At 60.1% G+C, this 15,111-nt stretch carries 13 protein-coding genes; 7 read left to right on the plus strand and 6 right to left on the minus strand.

Features of this window, described 5'->3' with window-relative positions:
• Positions 1-70: 70 nt before the first annotated feature.
• The 4 genes from Q4577_RS04645 to Q4577_RS04660 all read left to right on the plus strand — a co-directional run bounded on the left by Q4577_RS04645 (position 71) and on the right by Q4577_RS04660 (position 3,809).
• Complete coding sequence (locus Q4577_RS04645; RefSeq protein WP_303469989.1) at positions 71-808, plus strand: biotin--[acetyl-CoA-carboxylase] ligase; 738 nt, start codon at positions 71-73, stop codon at positions 806-808.
• Positions 809-821: 13 nt separating this feature from the next.
• A complete protein-coding gene (locus Q4577_RS04650) occupies positions 822-1,610 on the plus strand; it encodes a type III pantothenate kinase (RefSeq protein ID WP_244687442.1) in 789 nt (262 codons plus the stop codon).
• On the plus strand, positions 1,600-3,267 hold the full coding sequence (locus Q4577_RS04655; protein ID WP_303469988.1) for a ribonuclease J: 1,668 nt from the start codon (positions 1,600-1,602) through the stop codon (positions 3,265-3,267). Before Q4577_RS04650 ends, Q4577_RS04655 begins: the two co-directional genes overlap by 11 nt.
• A 116-nt stretch (positions 3,268-3,383) precedes the next feature.
• Positions 3,384-3,809, plus strand: coding sequence for an OsmC family protein (locus Q4577_RS04660; RefSeq protein WP_244687437.1), 426 nt, complete (start codon positions 3,384-3,386; stop codon positions 3,807-3,809).
• A 114-nt stretch (positions 3,810-3,923) separates the two neighbouring features.
• Here Q4577_RS04660 and Q4577_RS04665 read toward each other — a convergent pair whose 3' ends face one another.
• The 6 genes from Q4577_RS04665 to Q4577_RS04690 form a co-directional block, all read right to left on the minus strand.
• Positions 3,924-5,399 (minus strand): DEAD/DEAH box helicase, encoded by a 1,476-nt coding sequence (locus tag Q4577_RS04665; protein ID WP_303469987.1) that lies wholly within the window; start codon positions 5,397-5,399, stop codon positions 3,924-3,926.
• Positions 5,400-5,586: 187 nt separating this feature from the next.
• Positions 5,587-6,540 (minus strand): glycosyltransferase family 2 protein, encoded by a 954-nt coding sequence (locus Q4577_RS04670; protein ID WP_303469986.1) that lies wholly within the window; start codon positions 6,538-6,540, stop codon positions 5,587-5,589.
• Positions 6,537-8,324, minus strand: a complete 1,788-nt coding sequence (locus tag Q4577_RS04675; RefSeq protein WP_303469984.1) for a glycosyltransferase family 2 protein — start codon at positions 8,322-8,324, stop codon at positions 6,537-6,539. The genes Q4577_RS04670 and Q4577_RS04675 overlap by 4 nt, the downstream gene beginning before the upstream one ends.
• 44 nt (positions 8,325-8,368) lie before the next feature.
• Positions 8,369-8,800 carry a hypothetical protein gene (locus Q4577_RS04680; RefSeq protein WP_303469983.1) on the minus strand — a complete coding sequence of 144 codons (432 nt, stop codon included), beginning with the start codon at positions 8,798-8,800 and terminating at the stop codon, positions 8,369-8,371.
• 3 nt (positions 8,801-8,803) lie between these two features.
• Entirely contained in the window at positions 8,804-10,411 is a 1,608-nt protein-coding gene (locus Q4577_RS04685; protein ID WP_303469982.1) for a peptide chain release factor 3, read from the minus strand.
• Between the two features lie 84 nt (positions 10,412-10,495).
• The gene (locus tag Q4577_RS04690) at positions 10,496-11,500 is read right to left on the minus strand and encodes a Hint domain-containing protein (RefSeq protein ID WP_303469980.1); all 1,005 of its coding nucleotides are present in this window, start codon (positions 11,498-11,500) and stop codon (positions 10,496-10,498) included.
• A 185-nt stretch (positions 11,501-11,685) separates the two neighbouring features.
• Here Q4577_RS04690 and Q4577_RS04695 point away from each other — a divergent pair, with 185 nt between their 5' ends.
• From Q4577_RS04695 to Q4577_RS04705, 3 genes are all read left to right on the plus strand, one after another.
• Positions 11,686-12,465: an SDR family oxidoreductase gene (locus Q4577_RS04695; protein ID WP_303469979.1), complete on the plus strand. Its 780-nt coding sequence runs from the start codon at positions 11,686-11,688 to the stop codon at positions 12,463-12,465.
• 10 nt (positions 12,466-12,475) lie between these two features.
• Positions 12,476-13,597: a hypothetical protein gene (locus tag Q4577_RS04700; protein WP_303469978.1), complete on the plus strand. Its 1,122-nt coding sequence runs from the start codon at positions 12,476-12,478 to the stop codon at positions 13,595-13,597.
• A gap of 101 nt (positions 13,598-13,698) precedes the next feature.
• Positions 13,699-15,069, plus strand: a complete 1,371-nt coding sequence (locus Q4577_RS04705) for a sodium:proline symporter (RefSeq protein ID WP_303469976.1) — start codon at positions 13,699-13,701, stop codon at positions 15,067-15,069.
• Positions 15,070-15,111 lie beyond the last annotated feature (42 nt).

The raw sequence follows: 15,111 nt of genomic DNA on the forward strand, positions 1-15,111 counted from the left end.
GGATTGACCCCCGCGCGGCCCGGTGCCGTTTCGACACAATGCGTATTTTCAAAGAGAAGAAGGGCCGGGCATGAGCTGGCCTGAGGGATACGCCCGGCGGATCCTGCCGGAGATCGACAGCACCAATGCCGAAGCTGCGCGGGTCGCGACCGCCGGTCTGGCGGGGCCAGAATGGATTTTGGGGCTACGCCAAACCGCAGGCAAGGGGCGGCGCGGGCGCCCCTGGGCCGATCAGACCGGCAATTTCGCCGCGAGCCTGGTTCTTCCCGCTGCGGGCGCACCGATGCAGGCAGCTTTGCGGTCCTTTGTGACGGCACTGGCGGTTCATGATGCCTTTGTTGCGGTCACTGGGCGGGCCGAGGTTTTTGCCTTGAAATGGCCAAATGACGTGTTGCTGAATGGCGGCAAGGTGGCCGGCATCCTGTTGGAAGGATTGCCCGGCGGGGCCTTGGCCATCGGCATCGGCATCAATCTTGTGCATGCGCCATCCGCCAGCGAAGTCGAAGCCCGCGCCCTGCGGCCGGTGTCGCTGTTGTCCGAAACTGGGGCGGAAGTCAGCCCAGAAGACTATCTTACACAGCTTGCCGCGGCGTTTGCCCGGTATGAGGCCAGTTTTACGACCTTTGGTTTTGCGCCGATCCGTGAGGCCTGGTTGGCGCGGGCGGCGCGGCTGGGTGAGGTCATCACCGCGCGTACCGGCCAGTCCGAGACCACAGGCACCTTTGTGGATGTCGATGGCTCTGGCAATCTGGTGCTGCAAACCGCCCGGTCGCGTGTGGCGATTCCGGCGGCGGATGTCTTTTTCTAAGAGGGGATAGCCCATGCTGTTGTGCATTGATTGCGGCAATACCAATACGGTGTTTTCGATTTGGGATGGCACGGAATTTCTGTGCACTCTGCGGACCTCGACCCATCATGCGCGCACGGCGGATGCCTATTTTACCTGGTATTCGACACTGGTGACCCATTACGGCATCAAGGCAGAGATCACCGAGGTGATCATTTCCACCACGGTGCCGCGCGTTCTGTTCAATTTGCGGGTTTTCACCGATCGGTTTTTTAACTGCCGGCCGCTGGTGGTGGGCAAGCCAGAGTGTTTGCTGCCACATGATGCGCGTGTCGATGCCGGCACCGCCGTGGGCCCGGATCGGTTGGTCAATACCGCAGGTGCCTTTGATCGCCATGGTGGCGATCTGATCGTGGTGGATTTCGGGACTGCGACGACCTTTGATGTGGTGGCGCATGATGGCGCCTATGTCGGCGGGGTGATTGCGCCGGGGGTGAACCTCAGCCTTGAGGCGCTGCATATGGGGGCGGCGGCGCTACCGCATGTCGATATCAGCCAGCCGGAAAAAGTGATTGGGACAAATACGGTCAATTGCATTCAATCCGGGGTGTTTTGGGGGTATGTCGGGCTGGTCAACGGGATTTGTGACCGGATTCGCGGCGAATATGCCCGACCTATGCGGATCATTGGCACTGGGGGGCTTGCGCCCTTGTTTGCGCAGGGGCAGATGCTATTTGACACCATCGAAGATGATCTGACGATGCATGGGCTGACCGTCATCCATGCCTATAACAAGGAAAACGGGAATATCCATGAGCAGTGAACGCATCATTTACCTGCCCCTCGGTGGGGCGGGCGAAATCGGCATGAACGCCTATGTCTATGGTTACGGCAAGCCGGGGCAGGAGCGTTTGATCCTTGTTGATCTTGGCGTGACCTTCCCCGACATGGATGGGTCGCCCGGGGTGGATCTGATCTTTCCCGACATGACCTGGCTGATCGAACGCCGGGATCGGCTTGACGCGATTTTCATCACCCATGGCCACGAAGACCATATCGGTGCGATCCATCAGTTCTGGGAACGTCTGGGCGCGCCGGTCTATGCTCGTGCCTTTACCGCCAATTTGGCGCGGCGCAAGCTGGATGAAAAGGGATTGCCAGAGACCGTCGTGACCACCGCCAGCGCCTGGCCGGAAACCATCACAGCCGGGCCGTTTACCGTTGGGTTCCTGCCGATTTCGCATTCCATCCCGGAAAGTTCCGCCCTGGTGATCGACACGCCACAGGGCCGTTTGGTGCATACCGGGGATTTCAAACTGGACGAAACGCCGATCGTGGGTGAACCATTTGATCCTGAACTTTGGGCTGACGTGTCCAAAGACGGCGTCAAAGCCTTGATCTGTGACAGCACAAATGTGTTTTCGCGCCATGCCGGGCGGTCCGAAATCACCGTTGGACCAGAGATCGAAGCTCTGGTCGCTGGCGCATCGGGGTTGGTCTGTGCAACGACATTTGCGTCGAATGTGGCGCGGGTCAAGACTTTGGCTGAAGCTGGCGAGCGGGCCGGGCGGTCGATTGTCCTTTTGGGCCGGGCCATGCGGCGGATGATCGAAGCTGCGATTGAAACCGGTGTGCTGAGTGATTTTCCCAAGGTGGTGCCGCCGGAGGATGCCAAGAGCATTCCGCGCGAGAACCTGATGCTGTTGGTGACCGGATCGCAGGGCGAACGGCGTGCCGCCAGTGCGCAACTTGCGCGCGGCAAATACAATGGCATCGAGCTGAAAGAGGGCGATCTGTTCCTGTTTTCGTCCAAGACCATTCCGGGCAACGAAAAGGGTGTGATCCGCATCATCAACCAGCTGAGTGAAAAAGGCGTGGATGTGGTCGACGATTCGAACGGCCATTACCACGTGTCGGGCCATGCCAACCGCCCCGACCTAGAGCGGATGCAGGATCTGGTGCAGCCGCAGATGGTGATCCCGATGCATGGCGAACACCGCCACCTGCGCGAACATGTGAAGCTGAGCCAGCAAAAGGGCCGTGCCGCCGCTTTGGCGATCAATGGCACGATGTTGAACCTGTCGGGAAATCGCCCGGAGGTGGTTGATTTCATTGAAACAGGCCGGGTGTACCTGGACGGCGCGATTCAGATCGGCGCAATGGATGGCATCATCCGTGACCGGATTCGCATGTCGCTGAATGGCCATGTGATCGTGACCGTGATTCTGGACGATGATGACGAACCGCTGGGCAACCCCTGGTGCGAGGTCATGGGCCTGCCGGAAGTGGGGCGCAGCGACGTGCCATTGGTCGACATTCTGGAAGAAGATCTGAGCCAGTATCTTGGCCGGGCGGGGGACAAGACCCTGACCGACGATGACAAGCTGGACGAGGACATGCGCCGGATCACCCGCAATTCGACGATGAACGAGATCGGCAAAAAGCCGGAAGTGACCGTGATTGTCAGCCGGCTGAGCTGACGGGGCGGATCGCGAAATAAATTTCTGCGCAAGGATGCAACTTGCGCAGAGCGCCCTATGGTTGCAGGGGGGCGGTCATGCTGGCCGACCCTATGACCCATAGGAGATGCAACAAGATGATCAATAAATCTGGTTCAGCGGTCTGGAAAGGCGGGCTGAAAGACGGCACCGGTGTGGTGTCAACGCAATCCGGTGTGCTCTCGGACGAGCCCTATACCTTTGCCAAACGGTTTGAGGGCGAGGGCGGCACCAACCCGGAAGAGCTGATTGGGGCGGCACATGCCAGCTGCTATTCCATGGCGCTGTCGATGGTGCTGGCGGATTTCGATCTGGTGGCTGACAGCTTGGCCACAACGGCAACGGTCACCTTGGATCAGGTTGACGGCGGATTTGCCGTGACCAAGGTGCATTTGGTGTTGGAGGCAAAGATCCCCGGCGCCAGTGACGCAGATTTTCAGAAAGCGGCCAATGGCGCCAAAGAAGGCTGCCCGATTTCCAAGCTGCTGAACGCGGACATTACGCTGGACGCCAAATTGGTGTGAGCCGGAAACGGAAACCGGCAGTGGAATCCAGAAACGGACCAAAAACGGAAATGGGTGCCAGCGGCACCCATTTCATTTCGCATCAAATCCACTCGGATAAGATAAAGCTTTGGATCAGATCGCGCGGCGTTCGTCGAAGCTCAGCGCGATGAATTGCGGCAGGTGATCGCCCAGACCAACCACTTTGTTGTCATTGCCAGACCCGCGCGAGCCGCGATTGCGGTCCCGGCCACTGCTGCGCGAGGATGTCTTTTCCGGGCGCTGTGTGGTGGGGGTGGTTTCGGCGCGGTGGGTGTCCGCCTTGGGCGCATCGTTGCGGGGGGCGGGCTGTTGCTCTGCCTCGGGTGCTGCTTTGGGCTTGGCGGTGCTGGCCCGTTTGGCCGTGCTCTCTGCCTTGGCTGGGGAGCTGGCGGCGGTCTTGGCCGCGGCTTTGGCAGGTGCCTTGACCGGATTTTCCACCCGCGGAATTTCCTTTTGGATCAACCGCTCAATCGCATCAAAGTTTTTCTCGTCGCGGGGCGTGCAGATCATCATCGCCTTGCCGTCGCGCCCGGCGCGTCCGGTGCGGCCAATACGGTGCACATAATCCTCGGCATGGCTGGGCACGTCGAAGTTGAACACATGGCTGACCGATGGCACGTCAAGCCCACGCGCGGCCACATCAGACGCCACCAGAATGCGCAGCTCGCCGTTGCGGAACCCATCCAGCGTCTTGGTGCGCTGCGATTGATCCAGGTCGCCATGGATCGGCGCAGCGTCAAAGCCGTATTTCTTCAACGATTTGGCACAGATATCGACATCGGTCTTCCGGTTGCAGAAGACGATCGCATTGGTGCATTTGTCGCCTTCCGCTTCGATCAGGGACCGAAGAACCGTGCGCTTTTCGCTGGCTTCGCGGTCGCGGCGCGACCCTTTGAACATTACGACGCCCTGTTCAATCGTCTCCGAGGCGGTGGCCTGACGGGCGACTTCGATCCGCTCGGGCGCGGACAGGAAGGTGTCGGTGATTCGTTCGATTTCCTTGGCCATCGTGGCCGAAAAGAACAGGGTCTGGCGGGTGAACGGCGTCAGCGAGAAGATGCGTTCGATATCGGGAATGAACCCCATATCCAGCATCCGGTCGGCTTCGTCGACGACCATGATCTGAACCCCGGTCAAAAGCAGTTTACCGCGTTCGAAATGATCCAGCAGACGCCCGGGTGTCGCGATCAGAACGTCGACGCCTTTGTCGATCAGAATATCTTGTTCCTTGAAGCTAACACCGCCGATCAACAGCGCCTTTGTCAGTTTCACGTGTTTGGCATAGGTGTCAAAGTTTTCCGCAACCTGTGCCGCCAATTCCCGTGTCGGGCAGAGCACAAGCGACCGGGGCATCCGCGCCCGCGCACGGCCACGCGCCAAAAGGGTGATCATTGGCAGGGTGAAGCTGGCGGTTTTGCCGGTGCCGGTCTGGGCAATGCCCAAAACATCGCGGCCCTGCAATGCCGCTGGAATGGCCCCCGCCTGAATCGGCGTCGGGGTTTCATAGCCAGCTTCTTCAACGGCTTTGAGGACTTTTGGATTGAGATCCAGGTCAGAAAATTTTGTCATATGCGTCCGAAGTTTACGGACTCAACTTGGCCCGTACCAGATGTGGGAACGGCCCGTATGGCCCCGCATTGTCGCGGTCATCATCCCCGCGCGCTATCTAGCGTGCAAAAGGCGCGCGGTCAATCATGCTGCAGTGCAGCATAGTGAATCCGACGTATTTGACCGGTTTTTCCGCGGAATCGCGGCGTCATTGGTCCGGGGTGTTGGAAAAATGTCGCGCTCTGGCCGCGTCCAGCGCCAGGTCGTGGCGCCGCAACAGCCCCTCGGCCTGTAATCGGGCACAGGTGGCGGGGTGGGCGACGCAGACTTCGTCGTGAAAGGCGCGCAAACCTGCTTCGCCGTGCTCTGATTCTATCATGGCGAACAATTGATGCAGCGACAGCCCACCGGAACCGCGATTGACCTGGGGTTTCAATTCCGCGCGATAAGAGCCCTTGGTCATGCGATAGCGATAACTGCGCTGCCAATCCTCCCAGCTTTGGGCATGCATATGACAGAGTTCGGTCTCTGCCAGTGGCCGTTCGCCGGGGTTTTGCACGTCGTTGACGGTCAGATTGTGAATTTTGACCTGCAGCCCGGCAATCCCGGTGCGATAGAACAATTTGCCCGCGACATGGCTGAGGAAACCGCCAGAGAGATACTGGCCAAAGGTCGGAAAAACGTGTTCTGCCGCGCGGCGACGGTCATTGGGATCAAGGTGAAAGGCCTTGAAGGTGGTTAACGGTCCGCTGTCGGACGGGGCGGGGGCCAGGGCCTCTATCGGGCGCACGCGCGCGCAAAGGCAATCGTCGGGCAGGGCCGTCAATTGCTGATCCAACGGCGTGGCGGGCCACAGGAATTCATCGACATCAATATGGGCCAGCCAATCGACCTCGACCCGGCGGTTATAGGCGTGGCGGGCATTCACGAATTGCCGGGATTGATGTTTGTCGGGCCGCCCCTTGCGTTTGGCCCACCAGGTGTCGTCGCAGGCGACAACCTTGATCTTGGGATGCGCCTTGAGCTGGTCAAAGACCATCTGTTCCGGCGCGTCGAGATACAGGTATAGCCGATGCGCCCCACGATCGAGATGGTAGGCCGCAAAATTCAGGATGTCGCGGGCCGGAGCCTTGATCGTCGACACAATGCCCCAGGTGGTCATGCGACGCCCGTGGCAACAGTGTCGGGGGCAAAGATGTCCCTGACTTGTGCGTCCAGATCCAGTGGATGGGTGAACAACATCCCATGCGCCGCAAGCTGGTTGCGAAGGGTCGGGTGATCGGCGCAAACCTCGTCAAAGAAGTGGCGCAAACCATCCTCGCCTTCGGTTTCCAATATGAAATCAAGCACATCGCCCAGACGCATCGCATTGTCATCTTCTGGCTTGCGATACGAACCTTTGTTCAGACGAAACACCACCCGGTCCCGAAAATGGTCGAAGCCGGAGGTGTGGAAATGTGCCAGCTTCATCTTGGGCAGCTCGGCTTCATTGCCGACAGCGGCCCCGTTCAGACGCAGACCGTGAATGCCCAATCGGGCATCTGGAATCCGGGTGCGGGCAAATACCTTGCCGCTGGTATGGCTGATGAAACCACCGGTCAGATAGGCGCCATAATTTGGGTAGATCACTGACAGCACGCTGCGTTTTTGCCCGGCCTGACGGTGGGTGTTCTTGAAATGTCGTGGCAGGCCATCGGTTGGCGGCAAAAGCTCCACCGGACGTATCCGGGCCTGGGCGCTGGCGTCGGTGACAAACCGCAAACTGCGCGCGACGTCGCCCTCGGCAATCAGAAATTCATCGACATCCACATGCGCCAGCCAGTCATGGGCACAGGCGCGATAGGCGCGGGTGGCATTATGGGCCTGGCGCAGTTGATGCGCCTCGGGGCGGGGTTTGTCGACCGCTTGCCAATAAGCCGGATCGCAACGGGTGATCCGGACCTGTGGATGGGCGGTCAACAGATCGGGCAGGGGGTCGTCGGCGGCGTCGAGATAGATCTCGATCCCGGCGGCACCAAGCGCAAGGTAATGCGCCACAAACCGCAGGATATCATCCGCAGCGGCATTGGTGGTACAGACCACGCCCCAGGTTGGCATAGGCCCGCGTCGCGGCGGGACATGTGGCACCGGGGCGGTGACCTTTCGCTCTTTTGGGGTGTCTTTTTCGGCCGTTTTGGCCGTGTCGCGCCGTTCCTTGCGTTTGCGCATGGTGCGGAACCGGCGAAAAACCGTGCGCGGATCATGCACCAACAGGTTCAAAATATGTCGCGCCAGCGGGCGCAGAACGTCGTCTTCGCCCGCATCCAGCCACAACCGGCCCAGCATGTTCACATCCAGCCCACCGGCCGTCAGGTGGAAACCATCCATTTCCATCGGCAGCGGCCCGCGGTCTTTACCCTTGAGAGGAAAGGGGCGGGTCGCCGGATAACCGGAGTAGCGTCGTTCACTCTCATAGAGTTTCATCGTGCCAAACAGCACGGTCATTGCCTGGCCGATACGGCGCTGAACCTCGGTGGCGCCATGGTCGCCAAATGTCGTCAGGGCAGAGACCAGCCAGCGCTGGTCCAGATGGGTCAACAGATGATCGGGTTCCTCGGCCCACATGCGGTGGAACAGCGCGGCTGTTTGCGGCGGCTGATCGCGTTTGCGCAGATGGGCAATCAGCAGCCCGTGCAAGGCGCAGAATTCACTTTTGCCAGCCAGCTCCTCGCGGAGTTCCAGGGTCTTGCGCCGGTTAGAGGAATGCACCGGACCATCGCGCACCGGATCGGCGGCGGGGGCGGGAATCAACGATGCAATCCAGGGCGCGAAATCCACGTCCAACGGCGGCAGGAATTCCCCCCGCGAGAATGTCAGCGGTTCGCGCCGCCCCTCCATCTGTTCCAACATGCCGTCAATTCCGCCCGGATAGGTCGGCTTGGTGTCGGATTTCGGCGCATCATTCATAAAGCAACCTTGCCGGATTTACCGGGCGCTGGCAATGAGATGGGTCATTCCACAAGTACGGCGTCGCTTAGCCGGAACAACTGTAGTGTTTCCGGGGATTCGTTAAATTCCAGTTGACCGCGCAGGGTAATTTCCGCGAATTCCGTCAAATCGGGCAATGCGCGTTTCGCCATGACCTCAAGCACCGGGCCATAGCCGCCATTGCCGCAAAACGGGCAATCCGCCGGGTCTTCGACCAAAAGGAATTCACGGATCTCGCCCTGGGCAATCACCGGGACGAAAAACCCGGTGATTTCAAAATCCTTGGCCGCCTCGCGCAGCGGATCGGGAATGGTCTTTTCCACCCGCCAACTGTCGCCGGTAATGATTTCCTTGAACTCTGCGGTATTCAACAATTGCCATGCGGCATCCGGATCATTGGCCCAAGCCGCAAACGGCATGGCGCAGGTCAGGGCAATTGGCAAAATTCGGCGCATGGGTCAGACCATCATTTCCTTGGTGGCACTCAATTTCACGTCCGGGTAATCCCGTTCGATCCTGTCGATATCCCACTGCAATCGGGTCAAATATACAATATCCCCATCGTTGTCATGGGCGATATGTTGCTTGTTGGCGTTGGTGAACTTGTCCAGCGCGGCGGCGGGGCCGGTGACCCACCGGGCAGAGGTGAACTGCGATTGCTCGAAGCGGACGGGCAATCCGTATTCCATCTCGATCCGGCTGGCGAGCACCTCGAACTGCAAGGCGCCGACAACGCCGACGATGAAACCGGACCCGATGGAGGGTTTAAAGACCTTGGCCGCGCCTTCTTCGGCGAATTGCATCAATGCCTTTTCCAGATGTTTCGCCTTCATCGGATCGCCCGCGCGCACCCCTTGAAGCAATTCGGGCGCAAAAGACGGGATGCCGGACACGCGCAGCGCCTCGCCCTCGGTCAGGGTATCGCCGATGCGCAACTGGCCGTGGTTGGGAATACCGATGATGTCACCGGCCCAGGCCTCTTCGGCCAGTTCCCGGTCAGACGCCAGAAACAACACCGGATTGGCAATCGCCATCGGTTTCTTGGTGCGCACATGGGTCAGTTTCATGCCGCGTTTGAAATGCCCCGACGCCATGCGGACAAAGGCCACCCGGTCGCGGTGCTTGGGGTCCATGTTCGCCTGCACTTTGAAGACAAAGCCGGAAACGTTTGTTTCTTCAGGGGAAATTTCCCGCGGATTGGCGCGCTGCGGCTGGGGTTCAGGCCCGTATTGGCCGATGCCCTCCATCAATTCCTTCACACCGAAAGAGTTGATGGCAGACCCGAACCAGATCGGGGTCATATGCCCCTCAAGCACCGCTTGTGGGTCCAGCTTTGGCAGCAATTCGCGCGCCATTTCGACTTCTTCCAAAAACGTCTCAAGCAATTCGGCAGGGACGTGTTCCGCAAGAAGCGGGTCTTCCAGCCCCTTGATTTCAATGGATTCTGCGACCTTGTTGCGGTCGGCCCGATCCATCAATTCCAACCGGTCGTTGATCAGATCATAACAGCCGACAAAATCACGGCCCAAACCGATCGGCCAGCTGGCCGGGGTGACGTCAATCGCCAGATTTTCCTGAATTTCGTCGATGATCTCAAACGTATCGCGGCTTTCGCGGTCCATCTTGTTACAGAACGTCAAAATAGGAAGGTCACGTAACCGACAGACTTCAAACAGTTTTTGCGTCTGGCTTTCCACGCCCTTCGCCCCGTCGATCACCATCACGGCCGCGTCCACCGCCGTGAGCGTGCGATAGGTATCTTCCGAAAAATCCGAGTGGCCGGGAGTATCGACAAGATTGAAGCGGAAGGTTTTGTAATCAAACGACATTGCCGAGGCCGAGACCGAAATGCCGCGATCTTTTTCCATCTGCATGAAGTCCGATCGCGTGCGACGTGCCTCGCCTTTGGCGCGCACCTGTCCCGCCATCTGAATCGCGCCACCATAGAGAAGAAATTTCTCGGTCAGCGTCGTCTTGCCCGCATCCGGGTGCGAGATGATGGCAAAGGTCCGTCGCCGGGCGATTTCCGGCGGCAATTGGGGGCGGTTTGATGAAGCGTCCAGCATGTCGCGCGTATAGGCAGACAGGCGATGCTTGGCAAGCGGCGCGACGTGGCGAAGACGGCCTGTCAGGGCCGGAAGAGCCGGGTTTTACCGCGAAGAGGCGCGGCGCAAAAGGTCGACGGCATTTGGGGTGCGGGCGATGGTTTCGCTCAACTCGAAATCGGCGCGCAACCGATTGTCATGTTGCGGCAACCCCTGTTCCAGCTCGGCCTCCAGAACGTCGGGCAGCGCCGCGCGGGTGCGCGGATCGACCAGCAAGGTTTCGGCGGCAATGCCTTCGGCGTAAACAATCTGGTGATCATCAAACAGAAGTTGGAAATAATCGACGAACCCGCCTTCGACCCGGCAGACCGTGTCGCCATTGATCAGATGACGGGCTTTGACCATGACCTCTGAGCGCCCTGCGCCCAGATGATCGCGCCGTTGATAGACAAACAGCCGGTGATCGGGGCTGACCAGCAAATCTTCGGCATTGTGCAATGTGCCGGCCCGGATGCGGATGGGGGCACCTTCGCCGGTGGCACGCAGGGTGGAATGCCCGACCCAACGCAGCGGCTGTGGCCCTGCGTCACGGGTCAGCACCAGATCGCCGGTTGCAAGATCCTCAACCGCTTTTTGCGCCCCGCTGGCCATGGTGATCATGGTACCACGGGTAAAGGACACACAGGCCACCTCGGCAAATCGCCGTTCCGGCACGTCGGAATCGATGCCGATGACACGGTAATCGGTCTTGGAATACAGCGGACCCAGGGGCAGGCCGTAAATCGCGGCAATCAGCCCAAGCTCATCCACCTCGACCAGCACGATCAGATCAACGGTGTCGCCGTCATTGCCCATGAAGGTGATGCAGCAATCTATGTGCATCATATGTCCCGGCGTCCCAAGGCCGGAAGGATCGGCCAATTGCAACTCACGCTTGCCGGTTTGTTGCACCAGAAGTTTCTGTTGTGTCGCCGAATCGCCCAGGTGATAGACGTCGTCATGCTGAAGCTCTTCGGCGTGATGCAGCACATCGCCAAGGTTCGCCCCATCGACAACTTTCAGATCTTCCGCCTGAAACACCATCAGGGTCTGGGTCAAACCGCGTGCCATGCATTTACTCCAACTGACCGCCGAGGCGGATAAAAAACTTCTCGGGCAGGGCTTACTATCCGGGCGTAATGTGGCACCACTGCGATCAGGGTCGGGCAATTTCCCGGCGGGTCCGTTCGCCGCCCATGGCGTCCCGGGGCCAGAATACGTCAGAACAGCCGTCGTGTAAAACAAGGAGAGATGTCATGGATTTGGGAATTGCCGGCAAGAAAGCAGTTGTATGTGCCGCGTCCAAGGGGCTTGGCCGTGGATGTGCCATGGCTTTGGCCGAGGCAGGGGTGAACCTTGTCATCAATGCCCGTGGGGCAGAGGCGCTGGAAGAGACCGCAGCCGCCATTCGTGCCGCCCATGGCGTCGAGGTCACAGCGGTGGCCGCTGACATCACCACAGAAGAAGGCCGGGCCAAGGTTCTGGCGGCGGCCGGGGATGTTGACATTCTGGTCAACAATGCGGGCGGCCCGCCTCCCGGCATGTGGCAGGATTGGGATCGCGACGATTTCATCAAGGCGCTGGATGGCAATATGCTCAGCCCGATTGCGATGATCCAGGCCTTGGTGCCGGCCATGATGGAACGCGGCTGGGGCCGGGTGGTCAACATCACCTCACAGTCGGTCAAGGCCCCGATTCCGGTGCTGGGCCTGTCGAATTCCGCCCGCGCGGGGTTGACCGGTTTTGTTGCGGGCACGTCGCGGCAGGTGGCTGGCAGTGGCGTCACCATCAACAATATCCTGCCCGGCATCCATGCCACGGACCGCGCCAAATCCCTCGACGAAGGTGTGTCCAAACAACAGGGCATCACCCCGGATCAGGCCAAGGCACAGCGCTGCGAATCCATTCCGGTCGGACGTTATGGCACGCCCGAGGAATTCGGCGCGACCTGTGCGTTTCTCTGTTCGCAATATGCCGGGTTCATCGTCGGCCAGAACGTGCTTCTGGACGGTGGCGGCGTGAACACCACCCTATAAGGACGGCCCGATGACCGAGGCATTCTCGCTGCGCGATCATTTGTTCAATCCAGACTCCCTTGGCCATTTGGCCGGGGAGTATTCCGCCGGGCTGCCGGGGTTTGATCGCCAGATGTTTCTGGATCGGGTGCTGCCGCAGCTGCCTGATCTGGAGTTGATGCAACGGCTGGAGGCGATCGCCGACGGGATCGAAGCACAGCTTGCACCGGACTTTCCGACCATGGCGGATCAGCTGGAGGCCGCGATGCCGCCGGAGCTGGACCCGGATTTGCGCGACGATGACTTTGGCCGGTTTATCCATGCGGTGCCGGGCATTCTTGCGGTGCGTCACGGGCTGGAGTATCATCGCGACCGGGCGCTTGATCTTCTGCATGTCGCGACCAAACGCTTTTCGATGGAATTCTATATCCGACCTTTCCTGAACCGGTGGCCGGAAGAGACGCTGGCCCGCCTGCATCTTTGGGCCGGGGACGAGAATTATCATGTGCGCCGGTTGGTCAGCGAAGGCACCCGGCCGAAACTACCCTGGGCCAAGGCCATTACGCTGGATCCACTGGTGCCAATGGATCTGTTGGACCGGTTGCATGCCGATCCAACGCGATATGTGACGCGGTCGGTGGCCAACCATCTGAACGACATTGCGAAAATTGCGCCTGATCCTGTGGTGGATCTGTTGGCCGACTGGCAGCGCCGGGGCCATCAGACCCCCCGCGAGCTGGACTGGATGACCCGCCATGGGCTGCGCACCCTGATCAAACAGGGGCATGTCGGCGCGCTGGGGCATCTTGGATACCGCAGCGATGTAACGATCGAGACCAAGCTGAAGCTGACCACACCAAGGATTTCCAAGGGCGATCCCCTGGGCTTTTCGGTGACGCTCTCTGCGGCAGAGCCGCTGCCGGTTCTGGTGGACTACGTGATCTGGTTTCGCAAATCCGATGGCAAATCGGCACCCAAGGTGTTCAAGCTGAAACAGGCCAAGGTGACACCGGGCACGCCATTGACACTCTCCAAGATCCACAAGCTGAAATGGGATGCGACCACATTTCGGCTTTTCCCCGGCGTCCAACGCATTGGCATTCAGGTCAATGGCAGGGTGCTGGCCGAGGCCGACTTTACCCTGTTGGGCTGACAGCAAGCTCGCGGCGCTTCACGTTCACGTAAGTGAGGCCATCGTGACTTTGGCCAGACCGAATGGGCTGCTATGGGCGGTGGATCACTCGGAGTTATACAATGCAACCACTTGTCCTTACCGGCCTTTTTGGCCTGATTGCGCTTGGCTGTCTCGCCGTTGCGCCCCGCCGCGCAAGCGTCGAAGGCTTCTTTGGCGGCGCCGATGCCACAGGTCGGGCCCCGGGGCTTTGGGTCCTGGTCCTCAGCCAGGTGACCACCTGGATTTTTGCCCGGTCGCTGATGAATGCTGCCATCCTCGGTTATTTTTACGGAATTTGGGGGGTGCTGGCCTATACCGCCTATTACGGTTCATTCCTGACCGGCGGGTTGATCGTGGATCGGCTGCGCGGGGCGGGGCAAGGATCGGTGCAGGATTGGTTGGCGCATCAGTTCGGTTCGGTGGGGAGCCTGGGATACAACGCCGTGGTGGCGCTGCGGCTATTGTCCGAGGTCTTTGCAAATCTGCTGGTCGTCGGCCTGATATTCGGCGCGTTGCTGCCCGAGGTGCCCGGCGGCGGCCCCATAGCAATGGTGGCCTTGGCGCTGATCGGTCTTGCCTATAGCGCCTGGGGCGGGCTGAGCGCCGCGCTGCGCACCGATGTGTTGCAGATGCTGGTCTTTCTGGCGGTGTTTGGCGCGGCATTTCTTGCCCTGATCCTGATGCCGGGATTTGACCCGATGGCCGTGCTGACCGCGCCGGGCACCGCTGGCGGATACAACGGCAAAATCCTGCTGCTGGTGGCCTTTCTGCAGGTGTTTTCCTACCCCGCACATGACCCGGTGATGATGGATCGCGGGTTTCTGGCGGACCGCGCCACCACCCGGGCCAGTTTTCTGCACGCCTTCTGGATTTCGGCGCTTTGCATTTTTGCCTTCGGATTGTTCGGCATTCAGGCCTCGCTGGATGGGGCCAAATACGAGGGCGAGTTGATCGGAACCTGGGCGGTGATGTTCCCGCCGTGGCTCTTTGGTGCGCTGATCCTGTCGCTGCTGATCAGCGCCCTCAGCACGCTGGATTCTGCCTTGTCCAGCGCGGCACGGCTTGTGGTTGAGGAACTGCGCCTTGCGCCGCGCAGCATGGCGGGCGGTCGGGTCGCGATGGTGGTGTTCATGGGGCTGGGGCTCTTGCTGACCTTCTGGGGCAATCAGACGCTGTTCGACGCGGTGGCGGTCAGCGGCACGGCCAGCATGTTTCTGACCCCGGTTCTGCTGGTTGGCTTGCTGATGCGCCGTGCGATTGCGCCCTGGGCATATGCTGTCAGCCTTGCCGCTGCGGTCAGTGGCGCGCTGGTGTACCTGCTGCGGGCAAGCGGTTGGGCGGCGGCGTTGCTGCCGGAGGGGCATAAATACGAACAACTGCTGGTGATCTGTGTCGCGGTGCTGGCGGTGGGGTTCGCGGCCTGCCTTGCGGGCATGCGTCGCAGGATCTGAACCTTGCGGCCCGGGACGGGGGTTGCTATCTGCCCCACATTC

Origin of the sequence: Marinovum sp. 2_MG-2023, from assembly GCF_030548265.1 — a bacterium.
In the GTDB taxonomy this organism is placed as follows: Bacteria; Pseudomonadota; Alphaproteobacteria; order Rhodobacterales; family Rhodobacteraceae; genus Marinovum.

What these genes read in the sequence shown, in the direction of transcription:
- Q4577_RS04645 (WP_303469989.1), top strand. Translation starts at nt 71, where the DNA reads ATGAGCTGGCCTGAGGGATACGCCCGGCGGATCCTGCCGGAGATCGAC.
- Q4577_RS04650 (WP_244687442.1), top strand. Translation starts at nt 822, where the DNA reads ATGCTGTTGTGCATTGATTGCGGCAATACCAATACGGTGTTTTCGATT.
- Q4577_RS04655 (WP_303469988.1), top strand. Translation starts at nt 1,600, where the DNA reads ATGAGCAGTGAACGCATCATTTACCTGCCCCTCGGTGGGGCGGGCGAA.
- Q4577_RS04660 (WP_244687437.1), top strand. Translation starts at nt 3,384, where the DNA reads ATGATCAATAAATCTGGTTCAGCGGTCTGGAAAGGCGGGCTGAAAGAC.
- Q4577_RS04665 (WP_303469987.1), bottom strand. Translation starts at nt 5,399, where the DNA reads ATGACAAAATTTTCTGACCTGGATCTCAATCCAAAAGTCCTCAAAGCC.
- Q4577_RS04670 (WP_303469986.1), bottom strand. Translation starts at nt 6,540, where the DNA reads ATGACCACCTGGGGCATTGTGTCGACGATCAAGGCTCCGGCCCGCGAC.
- Q4577_RS04675 (WP_303469984.1), bottom strand. Translation starts at nt 8,324, where the DNA reads ATGAATGATGCGCCGAAATCCGACACCAAGCCGACCTATCCGGGCGGA.
- Q4577_RS04680 (WP_303469983.1), bottom strand. Translation starts at nt 8,800, where the DNA reads ATGCGCCGAATTTTGCCAATTGCCCTGACCTGCGCCATGCCGTTTGCG.
- Q4577_RS04685 (WP_303469982.1), bottom strand. Translation starts at nt 10,411, where the DNA reads ATGCTGGACGCTTCATCAAACCGCCCCCAATTGCCGCCGGAAATCGCC.
- Q4577_RS04690 (WP_303469980.1), bottom strand. Translation starts at nt 11,500, where the DNA reads ATGGCACGCGGTTTGACCCAGACCCTGATGGTGTTTCAGGCGGAAGAT.
- Q4577_RS04695 (WP_303469979.1), top strand. Translation starts at nt 11,686, where the DNA reads ATGGATTTGGGAATTGCCGGCAAGAAAGCAGTTGTATGTGCCGCGTCC.
- Q4577_RS04700 (WP_303469978.1), top strand. Translation starts at nt 12,476, where the DNA reads ATGACCGAGGCATTCTCGCTGCGCGATCATTTGTTCAATCCAGACTCC.
- Q4577_RS04705 (WP_303469976.1), top strand. Translation starts at nt 13,699, where the DNA reads ATGCAACCACTTGTCCTTACCGGCCTTTTTGGCCTGATTGCGCTTGGC.